Source organism: Hymenobacter duratus (genome assembly GCF_014698995.1).
Lineage (GTDB): Bacteria > Bacteroidota > Bacteroidia > Cytophagales > Hymenobacteraceae > Hymenobacter > Hymenobacter duratus.
Window position 1 is genome coordinate 1,558,144 of record NZ_JACWZZ010000001.1, and the last position, 14,185, is coordinate 1,572,328.

14 protein-coding genes are annotated in these 14,185 nt (G+C 60.0%); 8 read left to right on the forward strand and 6 right to left on the reverse strand.

The features are described 5' to 3' along the window. Positions 1–173 precede the first annotated feature (173 nt). The 4 genes from IC231_RS06460 (at position 174) to IC231_RS06475 (ending at position 4,506) form a co-directional block, all read left to right on the forward strand. A complete protein-coding gene (locus tag IC231_RS06460) occupies positions 174–1,928 on the forward strand; it encodes a helix-hairpin-helix domain-containing protein (RefSeq protein ID WP_190783687.1) in 1,755 nt (584 codons plus the stop codon). 9 nt (positions 1,929–1,937) lie between these two features. After that, positions 1,938–3,005 carry a glycosyltransferase family 9 protein gene (locus IC231_RS06465; RefSeq protein WP_190783688.1) on the forward strand — a complete coding sequence of 356 codons (1,068 nt, stop codon included), beginning with the start codon at positions 1,938–1,940 and terminating at the stop codon, positions 3,003–3,005. Between the two features lie 115 nt (positions 3,006–3,120). Further along, positions 3,121–3,774: a hypothetical protein gene (locus IC231_RS06470; RefSeq protein ID WP_190783689.1), complete on the forward strand. Its 654-nt coding sequence runs from the start codon at positions 3,121–3,123 to the stop codon at positions 3,772–3,774. A 240-nt stretch (positions 3,775–4,014) separates the two neighbouring features. Then, positions 4,015–4,506 (forward strand): OsmC family protein, encoded by a 492-nt coding sequence (locus IC231_RS06475; protein WP_211538897.1) that lies wholly within the window; start codon positions 4,015–4,017, stop codon positions 4,504–4,506. A 93-nt stretch (positions 4,507–4,599) separates the two neighbouring features. On the opposite strand, the gene serS is transcribed toward IC231_RS06475, so the two are convergent. Further along, entirely contained in the window at positions 4,600–5,874 is a 1,275-nt protein-coding gene (gene serS / locus IC231_RS06480; protein ID WP_190783690.1) for a serine--tRNA ligase, read from the reverse strand. Positions 5,875–6,361: 487 nt separating this feature from the next. On the opposite strand from serS, the gene rho reads away from it, so the two are divergent. Beyond that, positions 6,362–8,518 (forward strand): transcription termination factor Rho, encoded by a 2,157-nt coding sequence (rho, locus tag IC231_RS06485; RefSeq protein WP_190783691.1) that lies wholly within the window; start codon positions 6,362–6,364, stop codon positions 8,516–8,518. A 163-nt stretch (positions 8,519–8,681) separates the two neighbouring features. Then, positions 8,682–9,341: a DsbA family protein gene (locus IC231_RS06490; RefSeq protein WP_190783692.1), complete on the forward strand. Its 660-nt coding sequence runs from the start codon at positions 8,682–8,684 to the stop codon at positions 9,339–9,341. 80 nt (positions 9,342–9,421) lie between these two features. Here the strand turns inward: IC231_RS06490 and IC231_RS06495 are convergent, their stop codons facing one another. From IC231_RS06495 to IC231_RS06515, 5 genes are all read right to left on the reverse strand, one after another. Beyond that, positions 9,422–10,039, reverse strand: a complete 618-nt coding sequence (locus tag IC231_RS06495) for a hypothetical protein (RefSeq protein ID WP_190783693.1) — start codon at positions 10,037–10,039, stop codon at positions 9,422–9,424. A gap of 84 nt (positions 10,040–10,123) precedes the next feature. Beyond that, the gene (locus IC231_RS06500) at positions 10,124–10,996 is read right to left on the reverse strand and encodes a UbiA family prenyltransferase (protein ID WP_190783694.1); all 873 of its coding nucleotides are present in this window, start codon (positions 10,994–10,996) and stop codon (positions 10,124–10,126) included. A gap of 117 nt (positions 10,997–11,113) precedes the next feature. Next, the gene (locus tag IC231_RS06505) at positions 11,114–11,905 is read right to left on the reverse strand and encodes a class I SAM-dependent methyltransferase (RefSeq protein WP_190783695.1); all 792 of its coding nucleotides are present in this window, start codon (positions 11,903–11,905) and stop codon (positions 11,114–11,116) included. Positions 11,906–11,988: 83 nt separating this feature from the next. Continuing rightward, positions 11,989–12,429 carry a hypothetical protein gene (locus tag IC231_RS06510; protein WP_190783696.1) on the reverse strand — a complete coding sequence of 147 codons (441 nt, stop codon included), beginning with the start codon at positions 12,427–12,429 and terminating at the stop codon, positions 11,989–11,991. Between the two features lie 87 nt (positions 12,430–12,516). Then, positions 12,517–13,023 carry a hypothetical protein gene (locus IC231_RS06515; protein ID WP_190783697.1) on the reverse strand — a complete coding sequence of 169 codons (507 nt, stop codon included), beginning with the start codon at positions 13,021–13,023 and terminating at the stop codon, positions 12,517–12,519. A 128-nt stretch (positions 13,024–13,151) separates the two neighbouring features. Between IC231_RS06515 and IC231_RS06520 the strand changes: the two genes are divergently transcribed. Continuing rightward, entirely contained in the window at positions 13,152–13,739 is a 588-nt protein-coding gene (locus IC231_RS06520) for a hypothetical protein (RefSeq protein WP_211538898.1), read from the forward strand. 125 nt (positions 13,740–13,864) lie between these two features. Then, positions 13,865–14,164: a winged helix-turn-helix domain-containing protein gene (locus IC231_RS06525; RefSeq protein WP_185889022.1), complete on the forward strand. Its 300-nt coding sequence runs from the start codon at positions 13,865–13,867 to the stop codon at positions 14,162–14,164. The last annotated feature ends 21 nt before the right edge of the window (positions 14,165–14,185 follow it).

Sequence of the window (14,185 nt, forward strand, 5' to 3'; positions counted from 1 at the left end):
GGCTGGAAGGTGAAACAAACGCCCGGCGGGAAGGCAGCCGGGCCGGCAAAAATAGCAGTGAAATCGACGGCAACGTATACGCTGCCCTGCCTGCCGGGAGTTTTGCGTCTTCAAGCTACAACTTTGCCCGTACCTTTACCTGCTATCCTTTCCACCCTCACGTTCTATATCCTTTGGACAACCGCGCGCTGATTCGTGCCTTCCGCCTGACGGCCCAGTTGATGGAGCTGCACGAAGAAAATCCGTTTAAAATCCGGGCATACGAAGGCACCGCCAACGCGCTGGAACAGCTCAGTGTACCCGTGGCCGATATCGAGCGGCATGGCCTGCCCGACCGCACCGGCCTGAGCAAAACCGCCGCCGCCAAAGTGGCTGAAATGCTCGATACCGGCTCATTCGACGAATTGACGCGCCTGCTGGCCGCTACGCCGCCTGGCGTGGTAGAACTGCTGAAGGTGAAAGGCATCGGACCCAAGAAAATCCGCAGCCTGTGGAAGGAGCTAGGCATCGAAGGCCCCGAGCAGCTGCGCGAAGCCGCCCAGAACGACGAGGTGAGCAAGCTCAAAGGCTTCGGCAAGAAAACCCAGGACGCTATTCTGGCGGCCCTCGAATTCACGGACCAGAGCCGCGGCAAGCTGCTGTATCCGCAGGCCGAAGAGCTAGCCAACGACCTGCTGGCCCGCCTGCAGGCCGTGGCCGGCGTAGCGCAGGCTGCCGTGGCCGGCGAAGTGCGCCGCCGCCTCGAAACCGTAGAGAATGTGACGCTCGTGGCCGCCACTACCCAGCCCGCCACCGTGCACGCGCTGCTCGATACGCTCGATGGCCTGACCGCCGACCCGCGCCGCAGCGGCCCGTTTGCGTGGCGCGGGTCGGCCACGGCTTCCGGCGTGAAGGTGGAAGTGCTGCTGGTAGCGCCGCCCGATTTCGTGAACCAGCTGCTGCTGCACTCGGCGGCCGAAGAGCACCTGACCGGCGCCCTAACCGAAGAAAACCGGCCCGGCCAGCCCGCCACGTTGCGCCAGTGGCTGAAGCGCGAGCAGTTTGCCTCCGAACAGGACGTGTACCAGCGCGCCGGCCTGCAATACGTGGAGCCCGAGCTGCGCGAAGGCCTCTGGGAGTTGCCGCTGGCCCGCGAAAACAAGCTGCCCCGCCTGCTCGAAGATGCCGACCTGCGCGGCTCCCTGCACAACCACAGCACCTACTCCGACGGCAGCCACAGCCTGCGCGAAATGGCCACGTTCCTGCGCGACAACGGCTACGAGTACCTCGGCATCTGCGACCATTCGCAGGCGGCGCACTACGCCAACGGCCTGCCTCCGGAGCGCGTGCGCCAGCAGCAGCGCGAAATTGATGAGTTGAACCAGGAGCTGGCGCCGTTTCGCATCTTCAAAGGCATCGAGTCGGATATCCTGTCCGATGGCTCGCTGGACTACCCGCCAACGGTGCTCGAAACCTTCGATTTTATTGTGGCCTCGGTGCACTCCAACCTGAAAATGGACGAGCGCAAAGCCACCACGCGGGTGCTGCGGGCCATTGAAAACCCATATACAACCATGCTGGGCCACCCTACGGGGCGCCTGCTGCTGCGGCGCGAAGGCTACCCGCTCGACCACAAAGCCATCATCGACGCCTGCGCCAAGCACAACGTCATCATCGAAATCAACGCCAACCCCTGGCGCCTCGACCTGGACTGGCGCTGGGTGCACTACGCGCTGGAGCAGGGCGTGAAGCTCAGCATCAACCCCGACGCGCACCACACCAACGGCTACGCCGACATGCGCTATGGCGTGTTTATGGGCCGTAAAGGCGGCCTGACCCGCGACATGACGTTCAACGCCAAAACCGCCGCCGAAGTAGCCGACTACTTTGCCCGGCGCAAAGCCAATATCAAGCCGCCGCTGGAGTTCCAGGATTCGCTGTTTGGGTAGGAGGGAAGCATGAAAATCCTGATTCTGCGCTTTTCCTCCATCGGCGATATTGTGCTGACTACGCCCGTAGTGCGGGCCGTGAAGCTGCAGGTGCCGGGCGCGGTGGTACATTTCTGCACCAAGCCCGGCTACCGCGGCATCGTGGCCGCCAACCCCTACATCGATAAGGTGCATTGCCTCACCGGCTCACTGCGGGAGCTGGTGGCCGAATTGAAGGCCGAGCAGTTCGATTTCGTAATTGACCTGCACCACAACCTGCGCACCACGCTGCTCAAGGCGCAGTTGGGCGTGAAGTCGGCCAGCTTTGATAAGCTGAACGGCCGCAAGTGGCTGCTCGTGAATCTGAAAATAAACACGCTGCCCCGCGTCCACATCGTAGACCGGTATCTGGCGGCGGCCGCGCCGCTGGGCGTGAGAAACGATGGCAAAGGGCTGGATTATTTTATTCCGCCCCAGGACGAAGTAGACCTGGCTACCGCGCTGCCGGCCGGGTTTCAGCGCGGCTACGTGGCCTTTGCCATCGGGGCGCAGCACGCCACCAAGCGGCTGCCTGTGGAGCGCATCATCGAGCTATGCGGCCTGCTGCGGCGGCCCGTAGTGCTGCTCGGTGGCCCTGAGGATGAGAGTACTGGTCACATCATCGAGCTGGCCTTCGGCGCAGGCGCAGCCGGGTCGCCCGCGCCTGCGCCGCTCATCCCCGACAGCCCGTATTACTTCCCTGCTAAGCCCCTAAGCCCCCAAGCCCCCAAGACCCTTATCTACAACGCCTGCGGCAAATTCAACCTCAACCAATCGGCCTCATTGGTGCGGCAGGCCAGCCTGGTGGTAAGCCACGATACCGGCCTGATGCACATTGCAGCGGCCTTCCGTAAGGAAATCTTCAGCGTTTGGGGCAACACAGTCCCTGAGTTCGGGATGTACCCGTACCGCACCGAATTTCGGGTGCTGGAGGTGCAAGGCCTTTCGTGCCGGCCGTGCTCCAAAATCGGCTACGCAAAGTGCCCACAGGGCCATTTCAAGTGCATGCGCGACATCAAATTCGATTTGGATTTGCCTCAAACGCAGGATGGCCGATAAAGGTTTTGAGGAAACGGTGAAAAAAGTGTGAAATGGAAATGGATATGGCTATACTTGCCTATTGATTGGTCAGGCATAATTCTATTTTCACTCCTTTTTCATCACTCTCCTTAACATGCGCTTTTCTACTCTGGGCTCCCTGTTGGTAGCCTTTTTTGCCTTGACGCTAACTGCTTGTGGGCCCAATATTTATATGGCCCAGGATTTTCGCTCTTATGTTCCCAAGCATAAAACGGTAGCCGTGCTGCCAGCCTACGTTACAATGGAGCTTCGCCCGAACCAGGCGAAAAATACCACTCCGGCACAGCGCGTGGAGATGGAAAATAAAAGCGGCGTTGAGTTTCAGGAAAAAATTTATTCCTGGCTGCTGCGCCGGGGCCAGCAACGCGGCTATACTGTCCAGTTTCAGGATGTGATGCAGACCAACGCCCGGCTGCGCGAAAGCCAGATTCCGGCGGCTGAGCTCCGGAGCCACACGCCACAGGAGCTGGCCAAGATTCTGGGCGTAGATGCCGTTCTGACGACCAGCGTACGCACGTCCAAGCCCATGAGCGACGGTGCCGCCGTAGCCGTCGGCCTGATTGCCGGTGCATGGGGTGCTACCAACCAGGCCAACATCACGGTGAATATTCACGAGGCTGAAGCAGGCAAGCTGCTCTGGAAATACGACTATGTGGCTGCCGGCTCGGTCTTCACCTCGCCCGAAACGGTAGTTGACGCGCTGATGCGGAATGCATCGAAGAAATTTCCATACACGCCCAAGTCCTGATCCTGCTTTAAAGGCCTGACCGCCTCTCCGCAAAAGCTGCCTGGGTTGCCCAGGCAGCTTTTTTTATGTCTTGGGCCGGCGAGCAACTGAAAAATGAGTGAGTCGGATACAGCCGTAAACCATATCTTTCCGTTCTGCCTGCCGTTTCTGCCCCTATGCCGGCTTTCCTGCGGTACCCTTCACAAAACCGCGTGTGAGCCATATCCGTGCGGCTATCCGGATTTTCTGAACGACGAACTGATGTACAACCTCACCATGCCACAGGCCTATGCTATGCTGGAAGCTCCCGATAAATCTGTACTGGTAAAAGTGGGTCCGGAGGCACTGCTGGCCGATGTGCAGGCCGGCCGCCACACGTGGGTTGTGGATGAGCCCGTGGAAGTGGGCGGCCAGGACTGCGGCCCAACGCCGTACGACTTGCTACTTTCGGCGCTGGGGGCCTGCACGGCCATCACGCTGCGCCTCTACGCTACCCAGAAGAAGTGGCCGCTCGAGGGTATTGAGGTGCGCCTGCGCCACCAGCGCGTGCACGAGCAGGACTGCGAAAAGTGCGAGCAGCCCAGCCACATGCTGGAAGAAGTGCAGAAAGAGCTTCGCCTGCTAGGGCCCCTTACCGAGGAGCAGCGCCAGCGGCTGGAAGCTATTTCGCAGAAGTGCCCGGTGCAGAAAACACTCATGAGTAGCCTGCGCATCACCACCACGCTGGCCCCGGCCGATACCGATTTCATGTAGGGAAGGAGGCCGTCAAGCGGCAGTCAGCCTAAAAACAGCCGGGCCCGACCAACGCATGTTGGCCGGGCCCGGCTGTTCTGAAAAGGCATGTGGCTAGCCGATTTTGCTGAACCCACAGTAGGAGTGCAACACTTCTGGCAGATGAATGCCGTCTTCCTGCTGGTTGTTTTCGAGCAGGGCGGCCACGATGCGGGGCAGGGCCAGCGCCGAGCCGTTGAGCGTGTGCAGCAGCTGCGGTTTGCCGTTTTCGGGGCGGTAGCGCAGTTTCAGGCGGTTGGCCTGGTAGGTTTCGAAGTTGGATGCTGAGCTTACTTCCAGCCAGCGCTGCTGGGCGGCGCTCCACACTTCCAGATCAAAAGTGAGGGCCGAGGTGAAGCCCATGTCGCCGCCGCAGAGGCGCAGCACGCGGTAGGGCAGGCCCAGCTTCTGCAGCAGCCCCTCAATGTGCGCTACCATACCTTCCAGCGCCGCGTAGCTGTTCTCCGGCTGCGTAATCTGCACGATTTCCACTTTATCAAACTGGTGCAGGCGGTTGAGGCCGCGCACGTGCGCGCCCCACGAGCCCGCCTCCCGGCGGAAGCAGGGCGTATAGCCGGTATTCCGGATGGGCAATTGCTCAACGGGCACTATCTCGTCGCGGTACAGGTTGGTGATGGGAACCTCGGCCGTCGGAATCAGATACAGGTCGTCGGCGGTGGCGTGGTACATCTGGCCTTCCTTGTCGGGCAGCTGGCCGGTGCCGTAGCCGCTGGCCTCGTTCACCAGAATCGGCGGCTGAATTTCGGTGTAGCCGGCATTGCGGGCCTCGTCCAGGAAAAAGTTGATGAGGGCGCGCTGCAGGCGGGCTCCCTGGCCTTTGTATACCGGGAAGCCGGCTCCGGTAATCTTGTTGCCCAGCGCGAAATCAATGATGTCGTACTGCTCAATCAGGTCCCAGTGCGGCTTGGCGGCGGCATACAACTCCGGCTTGCTGCCCACTTCGCGCACTACTTCGTTGTCGTCGGCCGAAAAACCGGCCGGCACGCTGGTATGCGGCAGATTCGGCAGCTTGTAGAGTGCCTGCTGCAGCTCTTTCTCTACTTCCACCAGCTCTTCGGTGTGCGCTTTGGTGTGCTGCTTGAGCTCGGCGGTGCGGGCTTTCAGGGCCTCGGCTTCGGCTTTGTTGCCGGCTTTCATGAGGCCGCCAATCTGCCGGGCCAGCTCGTTCGCCTCTGCCTGGGCCGAGTCGTGGGAGGTTTGCAGGTCTTTCCGCCGCTGGTCGAGCGCCAGAATGGCCTGCACGTCGGCTTCGGCAGTTTTATAATTTCTCTTGGCCAGGCCCGCCAGCACGGCCTCGGTGTGTTCTTTCAGGACGGAAACTTGCAGCATAAAGGCAGAAAACGCAGGGTGTAACAGGGCAAAAGTAGAGTAATGATTTCGCAGATTCTACGGCTGCCGTATATTCAGCCGGTAAATTATGCTGCCGGCTCCGCCAACTAAATCTTCCCTTCGCTCGTTCTCAAGTCACTCGCTCCAACCACTTTCCGCATTGCCGGACCTGCCAGACAGGAATTGGAGCCGAAACAACTACTCCGAAATTCGTAGAATCTGCAAAATCCGTATTCTGGTTTGGCAGTTCGGCCGTATTACGCTAACATTGCGCTAGTAAGCCGGCTGCTGATGCCGGGCCCGTCGATGAGTTTCATTTGTCCGGCCCGCGGTTATTTTCCAGCACCACCCGCCCATTACCACCCTTTTCGACTCTCTGCCGTGCTGAATGCCGCTGCTGCGGCTCCCGGGCATTGCCACATTCGCGGCGATGCGCCGCTGTTGGTTGTGCTTCCGCCTGATTTTTCCTCCCCCCCTCATTGCCCTTATGTACACTATCGAAGAGTTAAAAGACCGTTTGCTTTCTGATCTGAAAGAAATTGCGGAAGAACTCAACGTTGGCAACTTCAAGAAACTAAGCAAGCAGGATCTGATTTATAAGATTCTCGATCAGCAGGCCATATTGCCCGCCGACAAGCTTCCCCTTAAAGTAAAGCCAGCTGCCAAAACGCGGCTGGAGCCAGCCTTTTCTGACGTAGCAGCTCCTGTAGCTACTGAAGTTGCGGCTGCGCCGGCCTCCCGGCCCGCAGCGGCCCGGTCGCGCGCGGCCAAAGCGCCGGCCGCCAAAACTGCTACCATTGCCGAATCGGCTGCTGCGCCAGCTACCGAGTCGCTGGCTGCACCTGCGCCGGCGGCCACAGACGTAGCGGCACCTGTTGCGGCACCCGCCGTAGAGGTGGTTGAGCAGGCAGTAGCTGCCGAACGCCCGGTGAAGCCATATCAACGGCCGGAACGCCGGACCCGGGAAAGTACGGGCCGTGGCAGCCGCATTGCCGGCGCTGCCGAAGAATCGGCCGCAATGGTGCCTGCTCAGGCAGCTGAGCTGACCGCTGCCTCTGACCAGATGGCTGTTCCGGCTCAGGCCGTTGCTGATGTGGCAGAAACAGCACCCCCGGCGGAAACCGTATCAACTGAAGCCGCCCCAGCCCCCCGTATTTTCCGCCCTGAGCGCCAGGACCTGGCGCGGCCCCTGCGTGACCAGCCCCGTGAGCGGGAAGGCCGCGACGGCCGCGACCTGCGCAACGGTAGCAGCGACGTGGCCCGTCCAACAGATATTGCGCGCGACTTACGTACCGACCAGCCGCCGCGTACGGACCGCCCGGAGCGGGACCCAAACCGCCCGTTGCGCGACCAGCCCCGCACGGACCGCACAGAGCGGGATGGCCTGCGCCCGGAGCGCGACAGCAACCGCCCCGACCGGGAGCAGCGCCGCGAGGACCGCTACGCCGCCCGGGAGCAGCAGCGGCAGCAGCGCCAGGAAGGCGCCGGCCAGCAGCAACAGCCTCAGCAGCGTCCCCGCAACGAGTTTGATATTGTGATAGAAGGCGAGGGCACACTGGAAATGATGCCCGACGGTGGCTACGGTTTCCTGCGCAGCCCGTTCTACAACTACCTTTCCTCGCCCGACGACATTTATGTGGCGCCGCAGCAGGTAAAGCAGTTCTCGCTGAAAGCCGGCGACACGGTAAAATGCACCATTCGTCCGCCGCGTGAAGGGGAGAAGTACTTTGCGCTGGTTGGGGTAGAGACCATCAACGGACGGGCTGTGGAAGAAGCCCGTGACCGGGTGCCTTTCAGCAGCCTCACGCCGCTTTTCGCGGAGGAGCGCCTGAAGCTTTCCACCAAATCAAGCCAGTACAGCACCCGCATTCTGGACCTGTTTGCCCCCATTGGCAAAGGCCAGCGGGGCCTGATTGTGGCGCAGCCCAAAACCGGTAAAACGGTGCTGCTGCAGGAAATTGCCAACGCCATCAGCGAAAACCATCCTGAGGTGTACCTGATGATTCTGCTGATTGATGAACGCCCGGAAGAAGTAACGGATATGGCCCGCTCGGTGAAAGCCGAAGTGCTCAGCTCCACCTTCGACGAAACCGCCGACCGCCACGTGAAAATTGCCAGCATTGCGCTGGACAAGGCCAAGCGCCTCGTAGAGTGCGGCCACGACGTTGTGATTCTGCTCGACTCGATTACGCGTCTGGCGCGGGCCTACAACACCGTGCAGCCCGCTTCCGGCAAGATTCTGTCGGGTGGTGTGGATGCCAATGCGCTGCACAAGCCCAAGCGTTTCTTCGGGGCGGCCCGCAACGTGGAAAATGGCGGCTCGCTCACCATCATTGCCACTGCCCTCATCGAAACCGGCTCCAAAATGGACGAGGTAATCTTCGAGGAATTCAAGGGTACCGGCAATATGGAGCTGCAGCTGGACCGCAAGCTGGCCAACAAGCGCATTTTCCCGGCCATCGACGTGCCGGCTTCCGGTACGCGCCGCGAAGACCTGCTCATGAGCCGCGAGGAGCTGAGCCGCATCTGGGTGCTGCGCAAGTTCATGGCCGACATGACGCCTGCCGAAGCCATGGAGTTCCTCAAGGACCGCATGAAAGGTACCAAGGACAACAGCGAGTTTCTGCTGGCTATGAACGGCTAGAAGGCGTTTAAAAATGTAGAAAGAACGTCATGCTGAGCTTGCCGAAGCATCTCTGCCACAGTGCTAATTTTTTGATTAGCCAGTGGTAGAGATGCTTCGGCAAGCTCAGCATGACGTTCTTCTTTAACCGCTTGCGCTTCATCCAATTCTACAACTCATCCGCATGCCCCCCATCCAATCAACCCCTGACCGTCCCGAACTGCTTTACCTGTTTGATCCGCTCTGCGGCTGGTGCTACGGCATGAGCCCTGTCATACAGCGGGTGCAGCAGGAGTTTGCGGGGCGGCTGGATGTGTCGGTGCTGTGCGGGGGCATGGTGCTGGGCGAGCAGGCAGGCCCTATCCGCCACGACTGGCAGTACATCAGTGGGGCGCTGCAGCAGGTGGAGCGGGTTACGGGTGTAGAGTTCGGGGCTGCGTTTCGGGCACTGGGAGAGGAAGGCAGCTACGTGCAGGACTCGGAGCCGCCCAGCTGGGCTATCAACGTGTTTCGCCAGCTCAACCAGAGTCAGACGGCCCGCTTCGCGCACGACATCCAGGTAGCCTACTTCCGCGACGGAGCCGACCTGAACGAACCGAAAACCTACCTGCCGCTGGCTACGGCTTACGGTGTTGATGGGGCCGAATTTCTGCACCGCCTCACCTTGCCGGAGACGGCCCTGGCTACGTGCCAGGAATTCGCGGCCGTGGCGAAAATCGGGGTGCAGGGCTTTCCGACCAGCATTCTGCGGGTTGGAAGCCAGGGCTACGTACTGGCACGGGGCTACCAGCCCTACGAAACGTTTGCAGAAGGGCTTCGCCAGGCACTGGAACAGGCAGGGTAAAACACCGCCATGTTTTAGAAACCAAAAGGCGTCTTCTCCATAGTAGAGAAGACGCCTTTTTCGTGGGAGTTTGGCCTTGCTTAGCTGCCCAGGCCGGGTAGCTGCACCACTTGCTTGGTGCGGGGAGAATACGCAATGCGCCGCCGGTCTTCCTTGCCAACCAGGTACACGAACCCAATGGCGTCGGGCCGCTTCCGGATATCTTCCCAGGTAGTCCGGTCAGCACCGCCTTCCTGGTAGGCGTCTTTAGCGGCCAGAGCGGGCCTGCGGAAATTCTTTTCAGCGAAAAATTCGTCCATGCGGCGCCGGACGTACGCTTCGCGTTCCGCAGCAGTGACGGTGGGCGTCTTCATCTCATTCACCAGGCTGGCTTCCAGATCAGCAGGCGTGAGTATCTCCCGGAAGATAACTTGGCCGGCCGCGTCTGTGATGGTGAAGGTGATTTCGCCGGTTAGCACGTCTTTGCCGCGCAGTGTCAACCTAAACTCATCGGGAGAGGCCGGGGCAGAAAATATATGACGGCTACGGACGGTTTTGAGCGTATCGGATTGAGGGGTGGTGGCGCGGGCCCGGGCGGTATCCATCGGCTCCAGTCGCGTTACGGTATCGGGCGTGGCGGCGGCTGGGGCCTGCCGCGTGTCGGGCGTGGAGCAGGCAGCCAACAGGCCGAAAAGCGGAAAAAGCAACGTGGTACGCATAGCGAGGCAGGTAGAATAGTTCTGGCGCCAATACGCGGTTTGCTTCACTTGTGTTGAGGCGCAACTGGGAGGGAGGCGGCCGTTTTACCAGAGTAGCATCAGCATAAAAGCCACGCTCAGGCACACCGACGATACCTGATTCATGCGCATGGTATGCTCGAAATCGGCGGCCGCCGGGTTGCGCCACACCGCCCAAGCCCAGCGGCTGAACAGAAAAACGACCGGACCGGTAGCCACCAGAAAAATGAGCAGATGCCCAATTTCCTGGCGCAGCCACAGCGTATAGGCCAGCACGGCCGCCCCCGCAAGCAGGCCGCCCGCGGCAAATACAAACGTGCCCCGGATACCCAGTAACAGGCTCAGGGTTCGGTCGCCCCGGCGGGCGTCTTCCTGGTGCTGGTATACCTGCGTGAGCGGGTAGGAGCCGCACAGGAACAGGCTGCTCACGAGAGCCAGCAGCAGGTTGGTAGGTTCTGCTATGGCGTCCCAGGAAGTTCCGGCGCCCACCTGCGTCATCAGAAACGTGAAGGCCCCCTGGAATATCACCACCACCAGCGTGCTGAGTAGCGGGTACTTCTTGAGCCGGATGCCTTCGTAGCTGTAGGCTTTCGAAACCAACAGGTAAATGGCGACCAGAAGGCCAAACCACGGGCTGAGCAGCACGCCCCCCAGCACCGCCAGCCCATCGAACAGGTACACCAGATGCAGCAGCTCCGCCGATACTTTGGGCGGATGCTTCAGCCCGCCGATACTGCCTTCGTCCCGGTCGTAGTAGGAATTGTAGCCATTGGAAGCCGGGTAAGCCAGCAGGTGCAATATCACAAACGCGCCCCCGGCCCGCCACCCACTAATCGGCTCCCGCAGGGCACTCAGCCCAAACCAGAAAATGGGCATCAGATACACGGAAAAAGGAATCCGCAGCAGCGGCAGGGCCTTTTTGTAGTTAGTGATTAGCAAGTAGCAATGAGGAATTGGGAGTGAGAAGCCGAAGGTCAGTTGAACAGGCTTGTACGCCTGCTGCTCTGGTTTTGGGCGCCAAAGAAGCTCCAATTACTCATTACTAATTATCAATTACTAATTACTCACCGGCACCCCAATCAGGTACGTTACCTGCGGGCCCCAGGTATGGCGGACTTTGCCGGCCTGCCAGCGGAAGCGGCCGTCCGGGTCGGCGCGGCGGGCCAGCGCCAGCAGCTGCTCGGGCGGATACATGCGCAGGATGGACACCGTGCCGTCCCAGATGGTAAACAGCGGAATGAGCGGCACTACATAGGTAAATAGCAGTCGGCTGAGCCGGACAGGACGGATAAAGGGCGTGATGAGCAACTGCGCCACGGGCAAGACGGTCCAGGCCAGCAGAATTTCCAGCCATGATTTTCCGGCGCCTTCAAACACACCAATTCCGGCCTGCTGCCGCACGGCATCGGCCAGCAGCGCCTCGGCCTGGGGTGGCGAAAAGTGATGAAACGCGGAAAACACCGTGCGAAATCCGGCCAGCTCAGGCGGTACAGCCAATGCGTCTACACTGGCAGGCGCAAAAGAAAGGCCTGGCGTGCGGGCTGCCAGCAACTGCCAGGCCGCCGGCTGAGGGTACAAGTCAGTGAGCGTGACCTGAGCATTTGGAAGGCCACTCTCGCGCAGACTGCGCAACACGCCTTCGGTGCCGCCACCCGCGCCGGCGCATAGCTCCAGCAAGTGCGGGGCACGGCCGGTTTTCTGCAGCGCCCCGCGCAGCAGCGGCACAACAGGCTGATACGTGCCCAGCGCCGAAATCATGAAGCGCAGGTAGTCCATCATGCCCGCCCGCACGACTGCAGGAAACCAGGGCAGGTCTTCAAACTCGAACAGCTGGAGGCGTAGTTTCACCCCCGAACATACGCAGAACCCAGCCGACGTGACTTTAGGCTATAGCAGGCCGCCAACTGAAGGCCGGAAAGCTTTTCCTGCCATCAGTAGCCAGTCTTGCGGGTGTAGTTGTCTTCTTCAATAATATAAGAGCCGTTTGCAGCGCTTCGATGCCGCCATTTCAGCGTCAAGCTCTTCTCCGATAAGCGTAGCACAGTACGCTCCTCTAGCGGAATGCCGGCGCCTTCCTGAAAGTAGAAGGTTAGTTGGCGGCCTTGCTGAGCAAACACCAGCGGGGCATAGCGGGTATCGGCCGTACGGTAGTTAATTATTGAAGAAGCCGATATAACTGTGGGCGTCGGAGAAGGGCTAGGTGTCCGTTTCTGCACATAAATGCGCTTGTCAGCGGCGTCGTAGTACTGCAGCGAGGCACCCGTCAGGTCCCAGCGACCTTCCAGGGAAGCCGGCTCTTCCTTTCTGCAGCTACTGGCGCCAAGCAAGGCAAAAAAAGCGAAACACATCGTGCGCGCTATTCGGGGAAGCATGTCAGCCATAGAAATAAAGTGTGTTGGGGAAACTACTCTGAAGGCAACCCGGCACAAAAAAAGGGCCACTTATGATTAGGTAGGCCACTACCCGCTGACAGCGGCCCGCCGCGCCACGCCCACCTGGCTCAGGCCCAACCGCCACGCCGCTGCCACCGACGCTACCAGCCACGGCAGGCTCAGGCCGAAAAACAGAACCAGGCTGCCGTCAATCCGCTGCATTATTGGAACGTCAAATACGAAAGGAATGCTCAGGCCGGACTGCCGATACAACTGCCAGAATCCCCAGAAAGCCGCTACAACTCCTTCGAATACCAGCGCCGTTCGGAGCAGCAGCCCGGCAGTGGAAGTTGCCACACGGAACACCCGGTGCATCAGTCGCAGCCGCACCAGATTGCCCAGTAAGGCCGGCACTCCGGCCAACAGGAGTAGAATAACAAAGGTGGTAGGCAGGTCCTCAAAGAAGCGTAGCAGCCTGTTGGGTTGGTAGTAGAATGACAGAAAAAACAGGAAAATAGCTCCTAAGAGCAGTAGTCCCCACCACCACGAAAGCCAAAAGTGTCGCTTGGCCAGCGTCCAGGAGTCGTGTTTCATAGAATTAATATAGAGCAGTGCTTGCGAAGAAGAAAAACTTTACTTTGCTTTGCAATACAAAGTGCTTTTTGAAAATGATGAAGCCAGCCGTTGACCCCTTAGCCCAGCTTACCGAGATTCGGGCCATTATGGAACGTTCTTCCCGTTTCATTTCGCTCAGTGGCCTGAGCGGGGTAGGAGCGGGCGTGGTGGCCTTGGCTGGCGCCGGTGCCGGGCACTGGTTTTTGCGCCACGAATACGGCGACCGGGGGTATCTGCGGCTGCTGGAAAGTACCGAGCAGGAGCGCACGTTGGTACTGCCCTACCTGATGGCGCTGGCCGCCGCCATGATTGGGGCCGCGCTGGCCGTGGCCATTTTTTTTACCTTGCGCCGCGCCCGCCGGACAGGCACGGGGCTCTGGAACACGCTGGGCCGGCGGCTGGCCATGAGCCTGGCCATTCCGCTGGTGGCGGGCGGCTTGTTTTGCCTAGCGCTGTTCGTGCGTGGGGCCGTGAGCCTGGTGATACCGGGCATGCTGCTGTTCTATGGGCTGGCCCTGCTCAACGCCAGCAAGTACACGCTCGACGAAATCAGGTGGCTGGGCCTCACCCAGATAGCACTTGGGCTAGCTGCCATGTTGCTGCCGGGGGCCGGATTGTTGTTCTTTGCGCTCGGATTCGGGCTGGGGCACATCGGCTACGGCCTGCTGATGTACAACCGCTACGAGCGTAAATGAGGCGGATGCTGCGGAGAAGGTGCTGACGGAAGATGGTAAAATCCAGGCACCGCCTTCACCCAGCACCCAGCACCCAGCACCCAGCACTCAACAATTATCAATCGACAATCAGCAAACCAGCATTCTTGAAACACGTCATCCACACGCTCAATAAAGCTTTTGACCACCGCGTGCGGCTGGGCGTGATGGCCGTGCTCATGGCGAATGATGCCGTAAGCTTCAATGAACTAAAGGAAGCTCTCGACCTCACCGACGGCAACCTGGCCAGCCACGTAGCCGCGCTGGAAAAAGCAGGCTATGTGCAGGTCAGCAAGCAGTTTGTGGGCAAGAAGCCCAACACGACTTATACCGCCTCTACGGAAGGTAAAGGCGCTTTTCAGGATCATTTGGCAGCTTTGGAAAAGCTTCTTCGTGGTGGAAGCTAATTTTTTTGCCCTTTAACTTTG

Bases quoted from the DNA above. Each gene is read 5' to 3' on its own strand.
- IC231_RS06475 (WP_211538897.1), top strand. From the start codon at position 4,015: ATGTACAACCTCACCATGCCACAGGCCTATGCTATGCTGGAAGCTCCC.
- IC231_RS06495 (WP_190783693.1), bottom strand. From the start codon at position 10,039: ATGCGTACCACGTTGCTTTTTCCGCTTTTCGGCCTGTTGGCTGCCTGC.
- IC231_RS06465 (WP_190783688.1), top strand. From the start codon at position 1,938: ATGAAAATCCTGATTCTGCGCTTTTCCTCCATCGGCGATATTGTGCTG.
- IC231_RS06470 (WP_190783689.1), top strand. From the start codon at position 3,121: ATGCGCTTTTCTACTCTGGGCTCCCTGTTGGTAGCCTTTTTTGCCTTG.
- serS (WP_190783690.1), bottom strand. From the start codon at position 5,874: ATGCTGCAAGTTTCCGTCCTGAAAGAACACACCGAGGCCGTGCTGGCG.
- IC231_RS06520 (WP_211538898.1), top strand. From the start codon at position 13,152: ATGGAACGTTCTTCCCGTTTCATTTCGCTCAGTGGCCTGAGCGGGGTA.
- rho (WP_190783691.1), top strand. From the start codon at position 6,362: ATGTACACTATCGAAGAGTTAAAAGACCGTTTGCTTTCTGATCTGAAA.
- IC231_RS06515 (WP_190783697.1), bottom strand. From the start codon at position 13,023: ATGAAACACGACTCCTGGACGCTGGCCAAGCGACACTTTTGGCTTTCG.
- IC231_RS06510 (WP_190783696.1), bottom strand. From the start codon at position 12,429: ATGCTTCCCCGAATAGCGCGCACGATGTGTTTCGCTTTTTTTGCCTTG.
- IC231_RS06490 (WP_190783692.1), top strand. From the start codon at position 8,682: ATGCCCCCCATCCAATCAACCCCTGACCGTCCCGAACTGCTTTACCTG.